Origin of the sequence: Lachnoclostridium sp. An196 (genome assembly GCF_002160135.1) — a bacterium.
Taxonomy (GTDB): domain Bacteria; phylum Bacillota; class Clostridia; order Lachnospirales; family Lachnospiraceae; genus Hominiventricola; species Hominiventricola avistercoris.
Map to the genome: position 1 here is coordinate 24,701 of NZ_NFJZ01000009.1, position 22,764 is coordinate 47,464.

General features: G+C 51.4%; 17 protein-coding genes and 1 tRNA gene. All 18 read left to right on the forward strand.

Annotated elements, in window-relative coordinates:
- Positions 1-17: 17 nt before the first annotated feature.
- Positions 18-2,189, forward strand: a complete 2,172-nt coding sequence (locus B5F29_RS11120) for a peptidoglycan D,D-transpeptidase FtsI family protein (RefSeq protein WP_242955648.1) — start codon at positions 18-20, stop codon at positions 2,187-2,189.
- Positions 2,190-2,280: 91 nt separating this feature from the next.
- A complete protein-coding gene (locus B5F29_RS11125; RefSeq protein WP_442911278.1) occupies positions 2,281-4,032 on the forward strand; it encodes a peptidoglycan D,D-transpeptidase FtsI family protein in 1,752 nt (583 codons plus the stop codon).
- Positions 4,033-4,222: 190 nt separating this feature from the next.
- A tRNA-Gly gene (locus tag B5F29_RS11130) sits at positions 4,223-4,293 on the forward strand.
- 127 nt (positions 4,294-4,420) lie between these two features.
- Positions 4,421-5,377, forward strand: a complete 957-nt coding sequence (gene mraY, locus B5F29_RS11135; protein WP_087154831.1) for a phospho-N-acetylmuramoyl-pentapeptide-transferase — start codon at positions 4,421-4,423, stop codon at positions 5,375-5,377.
- Positions 5,378-5,464: 87 nt separating this feature from the next.
- Positions 5,465-6,568 (forward strand): FtsW/RodA/SpoVE family cell cycle protein, encoded by a 1,104-nt coding sequence (locus B5F29_RS11140; RefSeq protein WP_087154710.1) that lies wholly within the window; start codon positions 5,465-5,467, stop codon positions 6,566-6,568.
- Between the two features lie 65 nt (positions 6,569-6,633).
- Entirely contained in the window at positions 6,634-7,884 is a 1,251-nt protein-coding gene (murA, locus tag B5F29_RS11145) for a UDP-N-acetylglucosamine 1-carboxyvinyltransferase (protein WP_162608409.1), read from the forward strand.
- Between the two features lie 31 nt (positions 7,885-7,915).
- Positions 7,916-8,650 carry a cell division protein FtsQ/DivIB gene (locus B5F29_RS11150; protein ID WP_087154712.1) on the forward strand — a complete coding sequence of 245 codons (735 nt, stop codon included), beginning with the start codon at positions 7,916-7,918 and terminating at the stop codon, positions 8,648-8,650.
- Positions 8,651-8,778: 128 nt separating this feature from the next.
- On the forward strand, positions 8,779-9,915 hold the full coding sequence (gene ftsZ, locus B5F29_RS11155; RefSeq protein ID WP_191394124.1) for a cell division protein FtsZ: 1,137 nt from the start codon (positions 8,779-8,781) through the stop codon (positions 9,913-9,915).
- Between the two features lie 92 nt (positions 9,916-10,007).
- Positions 10,008-10,877 (forward strand): quinate/shikimate dehydrogenase, encoded by an 870-nt coding sequence (locus B5F29_RS11160; protein ID WP_087154714.1) that lies wholly within the window; start codon positions 10,008-10,010, stop codon positions 10,875-10,877.
- Between the two features lie 7 nt (positions 10,878-10,884).
- Complete coding sequence (gene aroD / locus B5F29_RS11165) at positions 10,885-11,637, forward strand: type I 3-dehydroquinate dehydratase (protein WP_143449148.1); 753 nt, start codon at positions 10,885-10,887, stop codon at positions 11,635-11,637.
- An 83-nt stretch (positions 11,638-11,720) separates the two neighbouring features.
- Positions 11,721-12,482, forward strand: a complete 762-nt coding sequence (locus B5F29_RS11170) for an AIM24 family protein (protein WP_087154716.1) — start codon at positions 11,721-11,723, stop codon at positions 12,480-12,482.
- 20 nt (positions 12,483-12,502) lie between these two features.
- Positions 12,503-13,045: a TetR/AcrR family transcriptional regulator gene (locus B5F29_RS11175; RefSeq protein WP_087154717.1), complete on the forward strand. Its 543-nt coding sequence runs from the start codon at positions 12,503-12,505 to the stop codon at positions 13,043-13,045.
- Positions 13,046-13,188: 143 nt separating this feature from the next.
- Positions 13,189-15,546: an efflux RND transporter permease subunit gene (locus B5F29_RS11180; protein ID WP_162608410.1), complete on the forward strand. Its 2,358-nt coding sequence runs from the start codon at positions 13,189-13,191 to the stop codon at positions 15,544-15,546.
- Positions 15,547-15,548: 2 nt separating this feature from the next.
- Positions 15,549-19,172 carry a coiled-coil domain-containing protein gene (locus tag B5F29_RS11185; protein ID WP_143449149.1) on the forward strand — a complete coding sequence of 1,208 codons (3,624 nt, stop codon included), beginning with the start codon at positions 15,549-15,551 and terminating at the stop codon, positions 19,170-19,172.
- Between the two features lie 103 nt (positions 19,173-19,275).
- A complete protein-coding gene (locus B5F29_RS11190; RefSeq protein WP_087154720.1) occupies positions 19,276-20,001 on the forward strand; it encodes an ABC transporter ATP-binding protein in 726 nt (241 codons plus the stop codon).
- 15 nt (positions 20,002-20,016) lie between these two features.
- Positions 20,017-20,946 carry a SufB/SufD family protein gene (locus tag B5F29_RS11195; RefSeq protein ID WP_164488378.1) on the forward strand — a complete coding sequence of 310 codons (930 nt, stop codon included), beginning with the start codon at positions 20,017-20,019 and terminating at the stop codon, positions 20,944-20,946.
- A gap of 93 nt (positions 20,947-21,039) precedes the next feature.
- Positions 21,040-21,789, forward strand: coding sequence for a class I SAM-dependent methyltransferase (locus B5F29_RS11200; protein WP_087154721.1), 750 nt, complete (start codon positions 21,040-21,042; stop codon positions 21,787-21,789).
- 50 nt (positions 21,790-21,839) lie between these two features.
- Positions 21,840-22,745 carry a LysR family transcriptional regulator gene (locus B5F29_RS11205; protein WP_162608411.1) on the forward strand — a complete coding sequence of 302 codons (906 nt, stop codon included), beginning with the start codon at positions 21,840-21,842 and terminating at the stop codon, positions 22,743-22,745.
- Positions 22,746-22,764 lie beyond the last annotated feature (19 nt).

A 22,764-nucleotide genomic window follows, 5' to 3' on the forward strand; every position in this document is an offset into this window, starting at 1 on the left:
ACAGACAGGAGCATTAAGTGGCTGCATATCGAAGACGTATATCGAAAAGAAAACAGATAACACTGAAGATCAAGAGAAAGCTGGCGCTGACGTTTTCCGTTATAGTTCTGGCGCTGGTAGGTATCATGATACGTCTGGTCTATATTAACCGGGTCAGCGGAGACCAGTATACCATGAAGGTGCTTGCGCAGCAGGATACGAACAGTATTACGCTTCCCTATAAAAGGGGAGATATTTATGACCGCAACGGAACTGTTCTTGCCACCAGTGAGAAAGTATATAATCTGATACTGGATCCGGGTGTGCTCTGGGAATATCACAGCGACGATGCCACCAAAGACTGCGTGGAACCGACCCTGCAGGCGCTGGTTAATTATTTTGGACAGGATCGGGCCGAACTGGACAGGATCATGCAGGAAAACGCGGACAGTCATTATGTGGTACTGGAGAAGCAGCTGACCAAGGACGAAGTGGAAGAATTTGAGACCGCGATGGAAGATTCCGCGAACCGGATCGAAGGTGTCTGGCTGGAAGAGGATTATATCCGGAGGTATCCCTACGATACGCTGGCATGTAATGTGATCGGATACACGGTATCCGGCAATGTGGGACAATATGGTATCGAACAGGAGTACAGCGAGACTCTGAATGGGGAAAACGGAAGAAGTTACAATTATCTGAATGAAGATCTGGAGCAGGAAAAGTCTGTACGCGCAGCTACGGACGGCAACAGCGTTGTGTCCACTATTGATATTACGCTTCAGCAGATTGTGGAGAACGCGATTGCAGAGTTCCAGGAAAAATATACGGATGCTTACCGGGAAGGAGACGGCAGCAAGACCGCGGCGGCGATCATGATGGATCCCAATACAGGAGAGATCCTGGCTATGGCCAGCAACCGGGTCTATGATCTGAATAACCCCTATGATGTGGTGATCAACGGTCTTTATACGGAAGAAGAAGCGGAGAATCTTACCGAGGAAGAACGGCTGAATGCACTCAATGAGCTGTGGAGAAATTTCTGCGTGAGCGATACCTATGAACCGGGATCCACTGCGAAGCCGATCACAATCGCGGCGGCTCTGGAGACCGGCGCAGTTCATGACGGCGATACTTTCCTGTGCGACGGCAATCAGACAGTAGGAAGTCACACAATCTGGTGCTCCAAGAGAGTCGGGCATGGCATCATTGATCTGCAGGGGTCGCTGATGTTCTCCTGCAATGACGCATTGATGCAGATCGCGGCGAAGGTAGGAGAAGAAGATTTCTCCAAGTATCAGAATATGTTCAATCTGGGACTGCGCACCGGGATCGATCTGCCGGGAGAAGCCCGTACGGACAGTCTTCTTTATTATTCGGAAGACACGGCACCCAGCGAGAATCTGGTGATGGGATCCACAGATCTGGCGACTAATTCTTTCGGGCAGAACTATAATGTGACGATGATACAGATGGCTGCGGCATTTTCTGCCTGCATCAACGGGGGCTATTACTATCAGCCCCATGTGGTGAAAAGGATTTTGGACAGCAATGGAGGAACTGTACAGAACATTGAGCCTGTGGTTTTAAGAGAGCCGGTCTCTTCAAAAACATCATCTCTGATTTGTCAGTACCTGTACAACACTATGTATGGAGAGACAGACGCCAATGGCAATAACGCTACCGGAAAAGCCGCGCGTATAGCGGGATACGCTATGGGAGGCAAGACCGGTACGGCGGAGAAGATCCCAAGAGATAAAACCAATTATCTGGTATCCTTTATCGGATTCGCGCCGGCGGAGAATCCGGAAGTCGTGCTCTATGTGGTGGTGGATGAACCAAACGCAGAAAAGCAGTCCTCCAGTTCTTTCGCAATGGAGATCTGGAAAAACATCATGGAAGAAGCTCTTCCGTATCTGAATATCTATCCGACTGAGGAGATTCCGGAAGACATGGTGGATGAAGTGGAAGCTGCGCAGGAAGAAGAAGCTGCAGAGGAGACGCCTGCGGAAGAAGAGGAAGAAGAGACTCCGGAAGATGGAACTCTCGTAGATCCGCAGACCGGGGAGACCGTGCAGATGCCGGATCCGGAAAGTGTGGACGAGGAGGACGATTCTGTTCTGGGAGATACTCCAGTCAATCAGAATCTGGTAGACGTGCAGCCGGAGATTGCGACGGAAGAAGATCCCGATGCGGATCCGACAGAATAACTGGATTTGAATGATTTAACGCCTCATAAGACAAGAAAATGTTTCATAGATTTGGAACAAAAAAGTCTTATGAGGTGTTTTTGTGCATTGTATGACTTTTCACAAAAAAAAGATACTGATCGTATTTTTTGCCTGTTTTGGCATGATGGCCGTCCTTGCGGGGAGACTGGTTTATCTTATGATATTTGAGTCAGAATATTACCAGGAACTGGCGCAGGATCTTCATGAGAGAGAGCGGAGCATCAAAGCGGCCAGGGGACGGATCGTTGACCGGACCGGCACGGTACTGGCCGATAACCGGACTGTCTGCACCATCTCCGTGATACACAGCCAGATCGAGGATCCGGAAGCGGTGATCCAGATGCTCTGCAAGGAACTGGGACTGTCAGAGGAAACAGTGCGCAGCAGGGTGGAAAAAGTAAGTTCGATTGAGCGGATTCAGTCCAATGTGGACAAAGAGGTGGGGGATGCTATCCGGGCTTATCACTATGCCGGGGTGAAGGTGGACGAAGATTTTAAGCGTTATTATCCGTATGACGAACTGGCTTCCAAGGTATTGGGATTTACGGGGAGCGACAATCAGGGAATCATCGGCCTGGAGGTCATGTATGACGAGTATCTGGAAGGAATTCCGGGAACGATTCTGACATTGACGGACGCCAGAGGCATCGAGATCGAGAACGCCAAAGAGGAGCGGGTGGAGTCGGTGCCCGGCAATGATCTTGTGGTCAGCCTGGATTATAACATTCAGTCCTACGCGCAGCAAGAAGCGCTGAAGGTCATGGAAGCAAAACAGGCGGACTACGTCTCTATATTGATTATGAATCCGCAGAACGGAGAAATCTATGCCTGCGTAAATGTGCCGGAATTTGACCTGAATGATCCGTTTACTTTGAATACGGGAGTAGATGATTCTCTGATGACAGAAGAACAAAAACAGGACGCATTGAACCAGATGTGGCGGAATCAGAGCGTCAATGACACTTATGAGCCTGGGTCCACGTTTAAGATTTTTACTTCTTCCGCAGCGCTGCTGACCGGGACCTGCACGCTGGAAGACCATTTTAACTGTCCCGGGTATAAGATTGTGGAAGACCGGAGGATCCGCTGCCATAAGGTTGGTGGGCATGGGGATCAGGATTTTACCCACGCAATTATGAATTCCTGTAATCCGGCCCTGATGACGATGGGCCTTGCCATGGGTACGGATCTGTTTTATGACACGTTTGTGGACTATGGACTCCTCACCGAAACCGGCATCGATATCCCGGGGGAAGCGTCCACGATCATGCATCAAAAAGAGAATATCGGCGAAGTGGAGCTGGCGACGATGACATTTGGCCAGTCGTTTCAGATCACGCCGGTACAGCTTGCAACGATGGCAAGTTCCGTAATTAACGGAGGAAGAAGGATCACGCCGCACTTCGCTGTGGCGGTTCAGGAACGTTCTTCGGGGCAGGTTCTGAAAGAATTTGATTATGAAGTACAGGAAGGAATCGTGACCGAAGAAGTTTCCGCGCAGATGAGGGAGATTCTGGAGAAAGTAGTATCCGAGGGCTCCGGAAATAAAGCTTATCTGGAAGGGTACCGAATCGGGGGCAAGACGGCCACATCCCAGACGCTTCCCAGAAGCGCCAACAAATACATCTCTTCATTTCTGGGATTTGCTCCGGCCAACGACCCGCAGGTACTGGCGGTCTGTATCGTTCATGATCCGCAGGGCGTCTACTATGGCGGCACCGTGTGCGCTCCGGTGGTAAAGGAGATTTTCGCGAATATTCTGCCATATCTGGGGATTGAGAAGGATGAAAGTCTGATAAAAGGTACAGAAGAACAGGAGTAAATGCGAACTTTGAAAGGGGTTCCTTATTTCCTGCCGCAGGGGTCCTGGCCATGTTTCCCGCCGCTGTTCGGCGGCGGGGTCCTTTTCTGTTTTGTCGTATTCCGGGAAATCTATGATAAGTTTACAGGATAAGTTTACAGGGAAAATTTTCTTGCTTTTTTGAATTCATTGTTGTATAATATTTTCGTTCGCAGGTATAGTTCATCGGTAGAACGCCAGCTTCCCAAGCTGGAGAGGTGGGTTCGATTCCCATTACCTGCTTTTTCTTATGCCCTTCGGCGATCTTATATCCTATAAAAATATTTGATTCAGGTTGATAATCAGCCGTAAAAGACGTATACTCTTAAAGAATGAAAACGAAAGAATGAATGTTGAGGTGTGAAAAATGATGGATTTTGGCGTGGCTGTTCCGGTACTTCTGTCTTTTGTTATCAGTGCGGCGGCAGGACCGGTGATCATTCCCATACTGAGAAAACTGAAAGTGGGACAGACAGTGCGTGACGACGGACCGCAAACCCACCTGAAAAAGAATGGCACACCCACCATGGGAGGGATCATCTTCCTGCTGGGTGTGGTAGTGACGTCTCTCTTTTATGTGAAAGATTTTCCAAAGATTATTCCGGTTCTGTTTATGACGGTAGGTTTCGGTGTGGTGGGATTTCTGGACGATTTTATCAAAGTAGTGCTGCGCCGCTCAGAGGGACTGACGCCTGCGCAGAAGATGGCAGGGCAGCTGGTGGTCACGGCAGTATTTGCATATTATATGGTGCAGATATCGGATGTAGGACTGACAATGCTGATTCCTTTTAGCGGAGGAAAATATCTGGATATCGGCTGGCTGGCGGTTCCGCTTCTGTTCTTCGCAGTGATAGGTACGGTGAACGGTACAAATTTTACGGACGGCCTGGACGGTCTGGCGGCCAGTGTAACAGTGATGGTGGCGGTGTTTTTTACTGTGGTGGCTGTGGGAACGAACAGCGGCATCGCTCCGGTGACCTGTGCGGTGACAGGGGGCCTTCTGGGGTTTTTACTGTTTAACGTATATCCCGCCAGTGTATTTATGGGAGATACGGGTTCACTGGCGCTGGGAGGCTTTGTGGCGTCCGCGGCATATATGATGCGGCTTCCGCTGTTTCTTCTGATTGTGGGGCTGATCTATCTGGTTGAGGTGCTCTCGGTGATTATTCAGGTTACTTATTTTAAAGCGACACATGGAAAAAGATTTTTTAAGATGGCGCCGATTCATCATCATTTTGAAAAATGCGGATGGTCGGAAACCCGTGTGGTGACGGTGTTTTCTATTATAACCGCTCTGTGCTGCCTGGTGGCGCTTGCGGCGATCTGAGGAGAAGAATCCTGCGGAAGCGGGATTCTTTTTTTGCGGGTACGCGCATAAACTAAATAAGAGACGCATGAGAAGCCGGAGGAAAACATGGCGAATCAGAGGCAGGCAGATACGAAAGAATCTGTAGATTATGTACTCCTGATCCTGGTTCTGATCCTGGCTGTATTCGGGCTGGTCATTCTCTACAGTACGAGCGCGTATAATGGCAGGGTCAAATTCGCAGATCCTGCCTATTATTTTAAAAAGCAGCTTTTTGCCAGCAGTATCGGCCTGATGGCAATGTATCTGGTGTCGCAGATAGATTATCATATCTGGATCCGAGCGGCTGTCCCCGGATATCTGCTGTCTTTGCTCTTGTCTACAGCGGTATTGTTTGTGGGGCAGGAGTATAACGGATCCAAAAGATGGCTGGCGCTGGGACCGCTTTCTTTTCAGCCTTCGGAATTTGCCAAACTGGCTGTAGTAGTATTGCTGGCGGCGATCGTCAGCCGTCAGGCGTCGCATATGAGATCCTGGAAATATATGTTTCTGGTGATCCTGGCGGTGCTGCCCATTGTAGGACTGGTGGGGACCAATAATCTGAGCACGGCAGTCATTATCCTGGGAATCGCGGTGATTCTGATCTTTGTGGCGAATCCAAGATATCTTCCTTTTATATGGATGGGACTTCTGGGAACCGGATTTATCAGCATTTTCCTGAGCGTAGAGTCCTATCGTCTGGAGCGTCTGGCTATCTGGCGAAACCCGGAACTTTACGAAAAGGGATATCAGACCATGCAGGGACTTTATGCTATCGGATCAGGAGGAATCTTTGGGGTGGGGCTGGGCAACAGCATGCAGAAACTGGGATTTGTGCCGGAGGCGCAGAATGACATGATCTTTTCCATCATCTGTGAGGAACTGGGGCTGTCCGGCGCGGTTGGGGTGATTCTGCTTTTCGGACTTCTGATCTGGAGGCTGATGGTGATCAGCACGCACGTGCAGGATTTGTTCGGTTCCCTCCTGGCGGCTGGAATTATGGGACATATCATGATCCAGGTAATCCTGAATATTGCTGTAGTGACCAATACCATACCCAATACCGGCATTACGCTTCCTTTTATCAGCTATGGAGGCACGTCCGTGGTTTTTCTGCTGGCAGAGATCGGTCTGGCTCTGAGTGTATCCAGAGAGGTGAAAAAGGAACATTGAGAGGAAAGAACGCATATACTGGTATATAGCGGCAGACCCGCGAGACGGGCGTGGAGGGAATGGATTTGGACGGGAATGAACTGTATATCAAAGGTCCCCAGAGAATGCATGGGGAATTGCTGATACAAGGATCCAAAAATGCGGCCTTGCCGATTCTGGCGGCCATGGTACTGGGATCGGGAGTATTTTTGCTGCATCACTGCCCGCATATTTCTGATGTGGACCATATGCTGGAAATGCTGGAAATGGCGGGGTGCAGATCCCGCTGGGAAGGACATATGCTGATCGTGGATACCCGGCAGCTGGGCAATCACCGGATCACGGGAACTGGAGGAGGCAAGATGCGTTCGACGCTGGTGCTTCTGGGAAGTCTGCTGGGACGTCTGCATCGGGCGGAACTTCCATATCCCGGCGGATGCACTATCGGCAAACGTCCTATTGATCTGCATCTGAAGGCGCTTCAGCAGATGGGCGTGATCTTCGGACACCGGGAAGACGCCCTGGTAGGAGAAGTACAGAAGTTACGCGGAGCAGAGATTTATCTGGATTTTCCCAGTGTGGGAGCTACGGAGAACATTCTGCTGGCAGCCGTGCTGGCGGAAGGCAGAACGGCGATCCATGGTGCGGCTATGGAGCCGGAGATAGTGGAACTGGCAAGCTTTTTGAAAAAAATGGGAGCCAGGATCCGTGGGGAGGGTACTTCTCTTGTAGAGATTGAAGGGGTGAAAAAGCTCCATGCGGCAGAATATATCGTCCCGGCAGACCGGATCGTAGCCGGGACGTATCTGTTCGGGGCGCTTCTTACACAAGGGGATATCCGGCTCCTGCATGTGCCTGTGGCGCATCTGGGAGGAATTCCCACACTTTTGGAGAAACTGGGGGCCCATGTGGAATCGGAAGATGACTGGATTTATGTACGTATGGACCGCCAGTGCAGTCCGGTTCCCTATGTGGTGACGGCGCCCTATCCGGGATTCCCCACAGATCTGCAGTCGGTGCTGCTGGCAGTACTGTCTGTGGCGTCCGGTATGAGCTTTATCGAGGAGAGAGTCTTTGAGGCACGTTTCCAGATCGTGCCGGAACTGCGGCGCATGGGGGCGGACATCGAGGGGGAAGAGTCTTTTGTCCTGATGGAAGGAAACTCCAGACTGCACGGCGCTCAGGTGGAGGCAAAAGAACTGCGCGGCGGGGCAGCCCTGATTATGGCGGCGCTGGCAGCAGAAGGGGAGACCTGTGTCCGGGGAATGGAATATGTGAAGCGCGGTTATGAAGATATAATTGGGGATTTGAAAAAACTGGGGATTATGGTACAATAAGCAGAAAAGCAAAGGAAATGATCTGGGACAGATGCGGTATCATGAGAAGAAAAAAGGTATCAAAAAAGTGATTCTGGCAACAGCGGTACTGGCAGTTGTAGCGGTACTGCTTTTGTCTGTTGCGGGCTTTTTTCAGATCCGCCAGGTGACCGTGATCGGGAATGAGTATTATACAAAAGAAGAAATTGCGGATTTTGTGATACAGGACGGGTATAAAAGAAATTCTTTGTATCTTTATTTTCAGTATCACTACATGGAACAGCCGGAAATTCCCTTCATTGATACGATGGAAGTGACGATCGATTCGCCCGGCAGCGTCACGATCCGGGTATATGAAAAAAGTATCGTGGCGTATGTACGGTATCTGGGGAAAAATGTGTACTTTGACAAGGATGGAATCGTGGTGGAGATTTCAGAGGAAGTGATGGAGGATGTGCCGCTGATCAGCGGATTATCTTTTAAAGAGCTGACTCTGTATCAGACTCTGCGTGTGGAGGACGAAAGTATCTTTGACACAATTCTGGATGTGACACAGCTGCTTTCCAAATATGATCTGAAGCCGGATGAAATCCGGTTCGGCAGTGCGGGAGAATTGTATTTCCAGATGGGAGGCGTCAGGGTGGCTCTTGGAGAAGGAGACAATCTGGATGAGAAGGTGGCCAGGCTTAAACAGCTGGAGCCGGATCTTGAAGATAAGACCGGAACACTACATATGGAAAATTATACCGATGAGAGTACCCACATCTCGTTGGAAGCAGCCAAATAAGCCTGAAAAAAATGCATAAAACCGCAAAAATGTAGTTGCGTATTTATGCAAAAGGGGCTAGAATAATAGTATTGTAAGATAGCGTGGGATATCGTGTTTGAAGGAGGATAATTGCCTTGTTGGAAATCATGACGAATGAAACTGAAGCAGCTGCCCGTATCATCGTGATCGGTGTAGGCGGAGCAGGAAATAATGCTGTAAATAGAATGGTAGATGAGCAGATCGGTGGAGTAGAGTTTATCGGGGTTAATACGGACAAGCAGGCTCTGAAGCTTTGTAAAGCTCCGACTGCCATCCAGATCGGCGAGAAGCTGACCAAGGGACTTGGAGCAGGCGCGAAGCCTGAAATTGGAGAGAAGGCGGCAGAAGAGAGCATTGAGGAACTGAAGGAAGCCATTCAGGGAGCGGATATGGTATTTGTGACCTGCGGCATGGGCGGCGGAACCGGTACGGGAGCTACTCCGGTACTTGCAAAAGCAGCCAAAGAGATGGGCATCCTGACGGTGGGAGTTGTGACGAAGCCTTTCCGTTTTGAGGCAAAACAGCGCATGAATAATGCGCTGTTGGGGATCGAAAAGTTAAAAGAGTCTGTGGATACGCTGATTGTGATTCCTAATGACAAACTTCTGGAGATTGTGGATCGCAGGACGACCATGCCTGAAGCTTTAAAGAAAGCGGATGAGGTGCTGCAGCAGGCAGTACAGGGGATCACGGATCTGATCAATATGCCTGCCCTGATCAATCTTGACTTCGCAGATGTACAGACAGTCATGACTGACAAGGGTATTGCGCATATCGGTATCGGTACGGCAAGAGGGGACGACAAGGCGCTGGAGGCGGTAAAACAGGCTGTAACCAGTCCTCTTCTGGAGACTACTATCGCCGGAGCGACTCATGTCATCATCAATGTATCCGGTGATATCTCTCTGATTGATGCCAACGAGGCGGCAAGCTATGTACAGGAGCAGGTAGGCGAGGACGCGAATGTGATCTTTGGAGCCATGTATGATTCCAGTCATACAGATGAAGTCAGCATTACCGTGATCGCTACCGGCCTTCAGGATACCGCCGGAGCGAAATCTGTTCTGCCGGCTTACCGACCGGTAGGCCAGAAGACACAGACACCTGTGTCCGGTTTGAAGAAACCAGAGCTTAAGAAGACATCAGTTCAGCCTCTTCCAGGCCTGAAGACCTTTAAGAAGCCGGAGAGTTCTGTGGAGGAACAGGAGATTAAAATTCCGCAGTTTTTCCAGAAGAACAGGTAAAAACGAAGATAGGGGAAGCCATCGCGGAGCGGTATGAGAGAACTGTCACGCGAGGGCTTCTTTTTGCGCATACAGTAAATGGAGGAGAAAAAATGAGAGAATTGCCCATTACCGGATATACGGGCCTGACCTGTCTGCTGGGGCACCCGGCGAAACACAGTATCTCTCCGGCCATGCATAATGAAGCGTTTCACTATCATGGACTGGATTATGTGTATCTGGCGTTTGATGTGGAAGAGGACCGTTTTGAGCAGGCTGTAGACGGATTGATCGCCATGAATGCCAGGGGATGGAACTGTACGATGCCTTTTAAACGGGCCATGTGCGAACGCGTGGACGTGCTGTCCGAGGAGGCCCGGCTGACCGGGTCTGTGAATACGGTGGTGCAGGAGAACGGAGTGCTTACCGGATACAATACAGACGGGAAAGGCTACATGCGCGCGGTAAAGGACGCAGGATACCAGATCATTGGAGGGAAGATGACACTGTTCGGGGCCGGGGGAGCGGCCGCTTCCATCATCGCGCAGGCGGCGCTGGACGGCGTGCGCGGGATCGATCTCTTTGCCAGGCCGGGAGCGTCCTGGGATGCGGTATCCCAGGTGGTGAGCCGGGTCAATGAGAGTACGGACTGCCGGATCTGCATGTATGAATTGAGGGATACGGATCAGATGAGAAAAAGTATCGAAGACAGCGCAATACTGGTCAACGCTTCCTCGGTGGGTATGAGTCCCAGGGAAGACGGATGCCTTCTCCCGGATGCTTCTTACCTGCGTCCGGAGCTGATCGTATCAGATGTGATCTACAATCCCAGAGAGACGCGCTTTTTGAAGATGGCGAAAGAAGCAGGATGCCCCGCGTTCAACGGACTGTATATGCTCCTGTATCAGGGAGCCTATGCTTTTTCTCTCTGGACCGGGAAAGAGATGCCGGTGGAACTGATCAAAGAGAAATATTTCAGGTAAGGTGCGGATGATGAAAAAGACTTGGTTGACAGCAGAAGATACTTTCGGAAAAGTACGCCCCGGCATCTGCGTGCCGATCGTAGAGACAGAGCAGGAAAAGATCTGGCAGGAGGCAGAACGGATCCGCAGTCTTTCTGTGGATCTCGCGGAGTGGAGGGCAGATTTTTATGAGCGCGCGGACAGTCCGGAAGATGTGATCATGACCCTGCAGGGGATAAAGGAACGGCTGGGAGAGAAAAGGCTTCTGTTTACCTGCCGGACGGCTGCAGAGGGCGGGCAGTACACGGCGGATCAGAAAGCATATCTGCGCCTCTGCCAGGCGGCGGCCGCTTCGGGATGCGCGGACATGGTGGATCTGGAGGTCTTTCGGCTTGGCGAGCATGCTTCTTCGGCAATCCGGCTGCTGCAGCTGCACGGATGCCGGGTGATCGCGTCCAGCCATGATTTTGAAAGCACGCCCTCTGTGGAGGATATGAGGAATCGGCTGCTCAGCATGGAAGAGTTGGGGGCGGACGCGGCCAAACTGGCGGTGATGCCTTGTGAAGAGCAGGAAGTGCTGAACCTTATGCAGGCCACATTACAGGCGGACCGGGAGATGCGGATCCCGGTGATAACCATGTCCATGGGAGAGCTGGGCGCGGTCAGCAGGATGAGCGGCAGGCTGACCGGATCGGCAGTGACCTTCGCTTCCGCCGGTACCGCGTCGGCTCCCGGACAGATCCCGGTGGAAAAGATGTCGGAGCTGCTGGAAATACTATAATATTTAAGAGAACCTTAAGTTGTGCTCCGGGCAGATTTGAAATATAATGAGATTATAGAGTTAATTCCAAGGAGGAGGGTATTATGTTTCAGATCAAGAATTTTACAGACAACGACGATATTCGGATATTGGAGAACCGCGGAGCTTTTACGACTGTGGAATATCTCCGGGATTTGAGCGTCACGCCGTCCAGCGCGCAGAACGCGTATTTCTGCAATGAGATGAATGTGCGCAGACGTCAGGTGATCTGCGATCTGAGCAAGGCGAACGTTACCATACAGGCAGGGGCCATGCAGTGGATGGCGGGCAATGTGAACGCTACGACCGGGATCAAAGGTGTGGGGGATCTGTTCGGCAAAGCCGTAAGAGGCAAGGTGACGGGCGAATCCGCGATCAAACCGGAATACACCGGAGACGGCGTCCTGGTGCTTGAACCGACTTACCGATATCTTCTTCTGGAAGATGTAAGCGATTGGAATGGGTCGATCGTATTGGACGACGGTCTTTTTCTGGCATGTGAATCCAGCCTGAAGCATAAAGCAGTGATGCGATCCAATATTTCGTCCGCAGTGGCGGGAGGAGAAGGCCTGTTCAATCTGGGCCTGAGCGGATCGGGAGTAGTGTGTCTGGAGTCTGTGAGTCCCCGTGAGGAGCTGATCGAGATCACGCTGAATAATGATGTATTGAAAGTGGACGGCAATATGGCGATTGCCTGGAGCGGAAGTCTGGAATTTACAGTGGAACGTTCCGGAAAATCTCTGATCGGTTCCGCAGCATCCGGAGAAGGTCTGGTCAACGTATATCGCGGAACAGGAAAAGTTTTGCTTGCGCCTGTGGCAAAATAGACGCGCTCAGGAGAAATAAGATGACGGAGCATACGACGGACAAAAAAATAGAGACAATGACGAAAGAGTGCCTGTATACGGCACTCTTACTTTTAATGGAAAAGAAGCCATATGAAGATATTACGATCACGGAGATCGCAAAAAAAGCGGGAGTTTCCCGTATGTCGTATTATCGGCTTTATAAGTCGAAAGACGATATCCTGGAACAATATGCCGATGAAGTATTCCGGAATCTTTTAAACCGGATCCGGGAGATGCAAAATCCTGACAAAAAATGGCTGGCAGAAGAACTCTTCCGCATCTGCGGGGAGAATCACCTGCTTCTGAAAAATGTGTATCATGCCAAGCTGTATGACCGGATCATGAAAAACCTGATCCAGTACTGCGGGTATCTGGCGGAACATGTTTTCGGAATGGAACAATCCCCGGAGACCGAATACTGGATTTATGGAGAAGCCGGAAAGTTTGGCATGCTTATCTTATGCTGGATGGAAAACGGAATGAAAGAATCTCCGGGACAGATGGCGGATCTCCTTCTGAAAAATGAGACTCCGGAACTTTGACCGGCGTCAAGAATAATCTTTAGAAAACAAACAGGGCGGTTTTGTCACAATCCGGTTCTGCGCGCTTGTCTCGCATCGTGTTTTGTATTATGATACCTGACACGGGTGTTACACTTGTAACATCGAAGCAAGGAGGAAGAGACTTGAGGAAGACAGCAGAATGGATTGTAGGCAGGAGAAACCAGATTTTTGCAGGTTTCATGGTCCTGTTTGTTTTTTGTCTTTTTATGATCCCAAGAGTAGAAGTGGAAAATGAACTGACCAGTTATCTGGCAGAGGACACGGAGACGCGGCAGGGGCTCGATCTGATGGAGGAACAGTTTGTTACGCTGGGAACCGCGAAGGTGATGGTGGATAATATTGATTTCCGTGCCGCGCAGGAGCTGGCAGACCGTCTGAGGGAGATCCGTGGTGTCTCCGAAGTGGAGTTTTATGAGGAAAGTGATGAAGAGGCAGAGGAACTTGGAGAGGTCACGGACGAAGAAGCGCTCCGGGATGTGTACCGTGATCTGTCCGCCCTGTACAGCATCACATTTGAGGGCGAAGAGGAAGAAGCAGCTGTTCAGCATGCCATGGCGGAAATCCGGGATCTTCTGGAAGATTACGACGCCTGGGTTTACACTACGGTGGATAAAGATGACAGCGCGGAACTGCAGAGGGAGATGGGAGTGATCCTGGTCATCGCGGTGGTGATCATCGTTCTGGTTCTGTGGTTCACTTCGGGCACGTATGCAGAGATCCCGATTTTTATGCTGACGTTCGGTATGGCCGCTGTGCTGAACATGGGAACGAATTTTATCTTCGGAACGGTTTCATTCATCACAAACGCGGTGGGCGTTGTACTTCAGCTGGCTCTCGCGATCGATTACGCGATTATCCTCTTCCATCGTTATATGGAAGAAAAAGCGCTGGTCAGCAGTGAAGAAGCCCTGATCCGTGCGCTGACAAAAGGGATCCCGGAGATCGCCTCCAGTTCCCTGACCACGATTGCCGGAATGGTGGCGCTGATGTTCATGCAGTTCGGCATAGGGATGGACCTGGGAAGGGTGATGGCAAAGGCGATTGTTATGAGCATGCTTTCTGTGTTCGGGTTTATGCCTTCCCTGATTATGTTTGGAGAACGGTATATAGAAAGGACGATGCACAAAAGCTTTGTTCCCAGGATCGACGGGTGGGGAAGACTGGTCGTCGATGTGCGGAAAGTAACGCTGCCCGTTTTTGTGTGTGCGGCGGCGCTGGGTATCTGGCTGTCGGGAAACTGTCCGTACATATATGATGTCAATTCTGTAGAATCTGCAAAGATGAATGAATATCTGACTTCCAAAAAGGAGATTTCGGAAAAATTTGAACTGGATAACAGTATGGCAGTGGTAGTGCCGAAAGGAGACTATGAAAGAGAAGCCGCCGTTATGGCGGAGATCGAAGAGCTGGATCAGGTGGAATCGACGATGGGACTGGCGAACATTGCGGTCGACGAGGATGAGAAATACGTCCTGACTGACCGTCTGAACCCCCGCGAGATGGCGGAGGTCACAGGTATGGATATGGAGACAGTCAGGCTTCTGTACCGGTTCTATGCCTGGAAAGAGGAAAAATACGGCGCGTTTCTGGACTCCATTGACGAATTTGAGATTCCGCTCATCTCCATGATCGATTTCCTTTATGGAGAAGAAGAAAATGAGACGTTTGATTTCCCGGAGGATTTGTCGCAGGATATTCAGGACATGCACAAACAGATCAGCGAAGCGAGGAACCAGCTGGAAGGAGAAGAATATTCCCGTCTCTTATTCACCATGTCCGGCCCGGTAGAAGGCGATGAGACATTTGCGACGATTGACAGGGTGAGAGAAATCGCGGCGAAATATTATAATGAAGTCTATGTGGTCGGGGATTCTACCAGTGATTATGATCTGAGCAAATCATTTCTGACCGATAATGTGATGATCAGCATATTGACGGCTGTTTTTGTGCTGGTAATCCTGTTTTTTACATTCCGTTCGTACAGTCTTCCGATTATCATGGTGGCGACTATACAGAGCAGTATCTGGATTAATTTTTCAATGCCGACGGTCACGGGAACGCCAATGTTTTTTCTTAGCTATCTGATCGTCAGTTCGATACAGATGGGAGCCACGATCGACTACGCGATCGTCATTACCAACCGTTACGTGGAATTGAGAAAAACGATAAAGGATAAGAAAACCGCGGTGGTAGAAACCCTGAGTCAGTGTTTCGCAACGATTATTACTTCCGGAAGTATCCTGACCGTGGCAGGATTTCTGATCGGACAGATGACTTCCAACTCCGTGATCGCTTCTCTGGGGACAACACTGGGAACCGGAACGCTGACTTCGATTGTCCTGGTCATGCTGGTGCTGCCGCAGCTCTTGTATGTTTTTGACGGCCTGATACAGAAGAGCAGCGTAAAATGGAATATACGGAGAATGAGAAGAATACACGGACATCAGAGACAGAACGCGCGGCCGACGGAGGGACGTTGATTATGAAAAGAAAAGTTACACAGAAAATAAAAATGATGCTGGCTGCCATATTGACGGCATCGATTTTAACAGCACAGACAGGAATACATGTACAGGCGGAGGAGCCACAGCCCATCCCGGTCTCCAGTGAGGATGAACTCCTGATTCTGGCGGATCAATGCAGGGAAGAAACGTTTTCCACCGGGAAAATTTTCCGTCTGGAGGCGGATCTGGATCTGAGCGGGTATCAGGATATCTGTATACCTGTGATGAATGGGACGTTTGACGGAAACGGTCATCAGATCACGGGACTGGTTCTGGAGGAAGGGACGTCGGACTACGGGCTGTTCCGGTATGTGGGAGAAGATGGCTCGATTCTTAATCTGACGGTGGAAGCAGAGATACTGGGCGGTGAAGACCAGGAACATGTGGGGATCATAGCCGGGAACAACGCAGGTACTATACGAAACTGCGTCAGCCGCGGGACGCTGAACGGGCAGAACCAGACCGGAGGAATCGCCGGGGTGAATCAGGAGACCGGGAAAATACAGCGGTGTACGAATGAGGCGCTGATCGACGGAAGGGAGAGTACCGGAGGGATCGCCGGCTGTAATGAGGGAATTGTCACCGACTGTGTCAATACCGGAGGAATCAATACCAGCCAGGAAGTAAAAAAGGAGATGGACGGGGACGGCAGAATGGAAGTCTCTATTCCGAATGCTGTGACAGGCCTTGCAAAGGATGAGCGCTCGGATCGTACCGGAGGAATCGCCGGCGTGTCGTCCGGTACGATCGCGTACTGTGTCAACCAGGGTACCGTGGGATACGAGCATCTAGGAAAAGCTGTGGGAGGAATTGCCGGAAGCCAGAGCGGCAGCCTGACTTACAGCCGGAATGAGGGCGTCGTGTCCGGCGGAGAATGCGTAGGAGGAATAGCAGGATATTTTGAGCCTTACGAAGCGGCTGCCTATGACCGGGAGTACCGCGGGGAACTGGAAGACGAGCTGGACGCCTTGTCCGACGCGGCGGATGCTTTTGCGGACGCCGCGGAGCAGACCGGGGACCATCTGTGGGATAATGTGGATGCGCTGTCGGACCAGCTGGAAAGCCTCCGCGCGTCGGTCAGCGGTTATCTGGATGATTATGGAAATCTTGCGGAAGAAGGACGGGATGAACTGCAGGACCGGATCGACGCGCTGGAAGATACGATCGACGGTATGCAGCTCGGCATGGATCTGGAAGCCCTGACAGAACGGACGGCTCAGATCAGAAACGACATGCAGCGCATGCAGGAGATCCTGGAACTGCTGAAACCGTATGCGGAGCAGACCGGAGGGGAGCTCCAGACAGTTCTGGAGCAGTATCAGGCTCAGATGGGTGAGCTTGAAGAAAAACTAAAGGCACTGGAGGGGTATCTGCAGAGCGCCGGAGCCGGGGAGGAAGACCCGGGAGAAACCGACGATGTCCCGGCGGAGGAAGGAACTGCCGACGAACAGGAGACGTCTGACGCGGGGCCAGAGGAATCCGGGGAGGAGCCGGAGACACCCGCCGCTGAGACAGAGGGACCTGCCGCTGATGCGGAGGGATCTGCCGCGGCGCAGGAGGAGCCTGCCGGGGAGGCAGGGAAATCCGGGGAGGAGCCGGAGGCACCCGCCGTTGAGACAGGGGAATCTGCCGCTGATGCAGAGGAACCCGCCGCGGCGCAGGAGGAGCCCGCCGTGGAGACAGAAACGTCCGATGTAGAGACTGCGGAACCTGCCGCAGAACCGGAGGAGTCTGCGGAGGAAGAAGAGGGGGCGGATACCGCCTCCGCCGCAGGCAGGATGATTCGGGTGGCATATGTGCAGACAACGGAAGGATCCCTGCTTCCGGGAGAAGCGGAGGCTGCCCAGGCGGCTGCTCTGATACAGGAACTAAAAGAGCTCGGTGAAGATATCCGCGTCCAGCTGCAGGGAATCGTGGAAACCCTCGGCACGCTGCCTGGAAGAGCGGAGAGCCTGCGTCAGGATTTTATCACAATGGACGATCAGATTCAGGCGCTGATTTCATCTGTCCAGGACACGCTGGATGATTTCGGGGACGAACTGGATGGGATGAGAGAAGATCTGCAGAGCCGGGGTGACGGCGTTTCCGACCGGGCGGATCTGACAGGAGAGACTCTGGAGAGCGATCTGGATACGCTCTTGGACCGCATGGATGATATGAAACAGTGTTTTAAAAATATCCGGGGAATTTTATCCGACGGTCTGGACGATCTGTCGCGCAGGATCGAAGACCGGTCCGTTTACGTGGATATGTCGGAACTGATGGACGGGACGGAAGAAAACGGGAAGATCGTATCCTGTGATAATTCCGGAGAGATCCGGGCGGACAGCCAGGGCGGCGGAATCGTCGGAAGTATTTCAAAAGACGGGTCCGGGGACATCTCCGGATGGATGTCGGATCTTCTGGGCGAAAAAGACGAGGATGAAAATGATGAAGAAGAGACGATCACCAGACATGTCCAGGCGCTTGTCATGGACTGTGTCAATACGGCGGCGGTGCTGGTGGAGAAAGACTATGCCGGAGGCATTGCGGGAAAGGCAGATTATGGCGTGATTGCTTCCTGCGAGAGTTATGAGGATGTACAGGCAGAGGACGGAAGCTATGTGGGCGGAATTGCCGGACGGTCGGAACTTTTGATCCGGGACTGTTATTTCCTGGGAGGCGTTGGCGGCAAATCCTATCTGGGAGGCGCGGCAGGAAAGGGAGAAGATATCAGCGGATGCTATATCTGTGCCTATCTGGAACCCGATGAAGAAGGCGCGTACAGAGGAGCCGTCGCGGGAGATGCAAAAGGAACTGTGAATGACAACTATTTTGTAGATAACGGCAGCGGGGCCGTGGACGGAGTGACCAGGCAGAGCGAAGCCGCGTCGGTAAGCTATGAGGAAATGCTGTCGATAAATGACATGCCCGGGAATTTCCGGGAATTTACCGTGCGCTTTGTGGATGGAGACGATGTCGTATGGCAGGGCAGTTTTTCTTATGGGGACAGTCTGCCGGAGGAAGACTATCCGCAGCTTGACGCTCCTGAAGGGGAATATGTTTTCTGGGAGAGCAAGGATCTGAGCTCTGTCAGGAGGAATCTGTCGGTGCATTCCATATACCGTGCGTATATTCCTTCTCTGTCGGCAGGTACGGAAGATGGGAATGTACAGATCCTGCTGGGAGGAGAATTTTATCCGGACAGCTCGCTGGAAGTCAGAGAAGTGTCCGAGGAAAAATCAGCGAGTTTCGAGCAGATGCTGGAAGAACAGGGGCTGTCCGGCGCTTATCGGTTAAAAGGCGTTTACGTTTATCAGATTGATCAGGAGGAGAACCTGAGATCAGAGGTTTCCCTGAGAGTGAAAAGCTCCCGTAGGGGGAACTGTCTGGCTGTGATTTCCGGAGAAACTGCGTTGGCGGACGGTATGCCGGAGACTGAAAAGACAGGCAGTTTTCTGGCCGCTGATCTGCACATGGAAAAAAGCGGGTACATTTTAGAACTGGAAAAAGTTCCAGCATGGGAGGGCGCCGCTGCCGCAGCAGTTTTGTGCGCTGCCGCGGCGGGACTGTTCCGGTACGTGAGAAAAAACCGGAAAAAAACTGAGAAAAAAACTTCCTGAGATTTCCCGAAATAGGTCTTGCCAAAGAATTTCTACACTGTTATCATAATTTAATGGAGTGCCGCCGGCGCTCCATGGAAAATGATACACAGGAGGCGGATATATGCTCGAGTTACAGGATATCTGTTATCAGGTTACAGAAGATTCCAAAGAAAAAGGAATTCTGAAACATGTAAATTTGAAGATAGAAGACAGTTTTGTAGCGGTCACGGGACCGAACGGCGGCGGAAAATCCACGATGGCAAAGATCATCGCCGGTATCGTGAAGCCAACGTCGGGACGTATTTTGTTCAACGGAGAGGACATTACAGAGTTGTCTATCACAGACCGTGCGAAGAAAGGAATCAGTTTCGCATTCCAGCAGCCGGTGCGTTTTAAAGGACTGACGGTACTGGATCTGATCAATCTGGCGCACGGGGAGCCGTTATCGCTGAACAGAGCGTGCAAATACCTGTCGGAAGTGGGACTCTGCGCGAAAGATTACATTAACAGGGAGGTCAACGCGTCCCTGTCAGGCGGAGAACTGAAGCGGATAGAGATCGCCATGGTGATCGCGAGAGGCACAAAGCTCTCCATCTTTGACGAGCCGGAGGCAGGGATCGACCTCTGGAGCTTCAACAATCTGATCCGTGTATTTGAAGGGATGAGAGAATCCATTAACGGATCGATCCTTATCATCTCTCATCAGGAACGGATCCTGAACATTGCGGACAGCATCGTCGTGATTGCGGACGGGGAAGTGACCATGCAGGGGAGCCGGGAAGAGATCCTGCCGAAGCTTCTGACTTCCTCAGAGGCGTGCAGCACATTGATGGACAAGATTGTATAGAAGGAGGGACAGAAGATGGAGCAGAAAATAGATCAGCTGCAGATGCACATGCTGGAGAAGATCGCGGATCTCCACGGCGTGCCGGAAGGCGCATACAATATCCGTTCCAACGGATCCCTTGCCGGACGCAATACGACTGCCAATATCGATATTGTAAGCAAAGAAGATAAACCGGGCATCGACATTATCATCAAGCCGGGCACCAAAAACGAGAGCGTGCATATCCCTGTGATCGTCAGCCAGAACGGACTGAAAGATCTTGTATATAATGATTTTTACATCGGAGAAGACGCGGATGTGACGATTGTGGCCGGATGCGGTATCCACTGCGGCGGAGACGATACGACGGAGCATGACGGTATCCATACATTCCACATTGGCAAAAACGCCAAAGTAAAATACGTAGAGAAACATTATGGAGAAGGAGAAGGAACCGGAGAAAGGATTCTGAATCCTACCACAGTCATTCATATGGACGCGGACAGCTACATGGAGATGGAGACGACCCAGATTAAGGGTGTGGATTCCACGATCCGTGAGACGGAAGCCGACCTGGATGACGGAGCCACACTGATCATTAAAGAAAAAATCATGACTCACGGAAAGCAGTACGCGGAGACGAATTTCCAGGTGGATCTGAACGGTAAGGGATCCACGGCCAATGTAGTGTCCCGTTCTGTGGCGAAGGGCGAATCGACTCAGGTTTTCAATTCCAAGATCTGCGGAAATAATGAGTGCTACGGACATACAGAATGCGACGCGATCCTGATGGATCAGGGACATGTGAACGCAGTGCCCTCTCTGGACGCCAACCATCTGGATGCCAGCCTGATCCACGAGGCAGCCATCGGCAAGATCGCCGGAGACCAGATCATCAAGCTGATGACGCTGGGGCTGACGGAGAAGGAAGCGGAAGAACAGATCGTAAGCGGTTTCCTGAAATAACAGATGCAGCCAAAAGTATCCCCCCACCCGGCTTGTGTGTGTTTCTGGCGTATGATAAACTTTTTCTGATGTTGAAAATCGGAGGAAGATCATATGATTTTATCACAGATAGAGCACTACTGGACAGGAAGGGCCGAGGGCTATTCTCAGGTAAATCAGCATGAACTGTCCACAGGGCAGGATCGGGTGTGGCTTCGGGAAATTTCCCGGTATCTGCCGGAAGGGAAGGCGCTGAAAATCCTGGATGTGGGTACGGGCCCCGGATTTTTTGCCATTCTGCTTGCCCGGCAGGGATATGATGTGACGGCGGTGGATTATACGGAAGCCATGCTGGAAGAGGCGAGAAAGAATGCGGGCGCTCTGGCAGAAAAGATACATTTCTGCAGGATGGACGCCCAGCATCTGACATTTCCCGATCACACGTTCGACGTGGTCATCTCCAGGAATCTGACCTGGAATCTGGAAGAGCCGGAGAGAGCCTATGCGGAATGGATGCGGGTCCTGAAAGAAGGAGGCCGTCTCCTGAATTTTGACGCCAATTGGTACCATCATCTGTTCGACGAGGAAAAGCGTCGGGAGTACGAGAAGGACCGCCGGGCGGTGGAAGCGCTTCATCTGGACGATCATTATACCTGCACAGATATTGACGCCATGGAAGAGATCGCCAGACAAGTACCCATGAGCCGGACCATGCGTCCCGCATGGGATCTGAAGACGCTGCGCGCCTGCAGCGGAGCGCAGGTCTGGGCAGATGAACAGGTATGGAAAAGGGTCTGGGATCAGGAAGAAAAAGTAAACTATGCATCGACTCCCATGTTTCTGGTGAGCGCGGTGAAAAGCTGAGGGTATCGTCCCCCGGCTTTTTTCACATAGAGTCATCTTTGGAGGATATTATGATAGAGACAAAGCAGCTGCAGTACCTGGTGGTCTGTGCCGACCTGAAATCATTCAGCAGAGCGGCGGAGGTGCTGTATACGACGCAGCCCAATGTAAGCAAAGTGATCCGGTCTCTGGAGGAAGAACTGGGATTTCCGATCTTCGCGCGGGAGACCAGAGGGATCCGCCTTACGGCCAGGGGAGAGCAGGTCTATGAATATGCATGCAGAGTCATGGACAACATGGAAGAGATGATGTCTTTGTCCAGAACCGACAGCGCGGAAGAACTGCATGTCTCTTTTAACCCCAGTTCCTGGATCTCTGCCTGTTTTGCGGATTTCTACAATGCGAACCAGCAGGAAAACGTCTGCTTTCATGTGGTCACAGCCAGTACGGAGGAAGTGATCCGCAGGTGTGCCAGAGGAATCGACGAACTGGGATTTGTCTATGTGATGGAAGATCAGATGCCTTTTTTTGAGTATCAGCTGGAACGGGGCCATCTGGCGTTTACAGAGTTAAAAAGAGTGCGCGCGATGCTGTATCCGGGGGATGGTTCCGGAGAGAAAGAACCGGATTCGGCCGGACAGGACCTGCGCAGGCCCGTTAGACTGGTGCAGTGCTATGAGGATGAATTTTCTCTGGACCGGTCCTGGGGCATGACGGGAGGAAAAGACGGCAGGAATAACATCCAGGTGGCTGTGATAACCAACAGCGATTATGTGATGAATGATCTTCTCTGCCGTACAGGCCTCGGAAATATCAGCGGCGATTATCTGGACGCGGGAGAAGAGCCGGGGCGGCGTCAGGGAATCTCTCTCAGTGGAGAGGACAGGCCGGTCTGCTTCGGATATATCCGGAAAGATGGGGAGATTCCCGGGAAATGGGCAGACAAGTTTTTGCGTTTCATCCAGGAGCATATCTGATTGGAATAAATGGATAAAA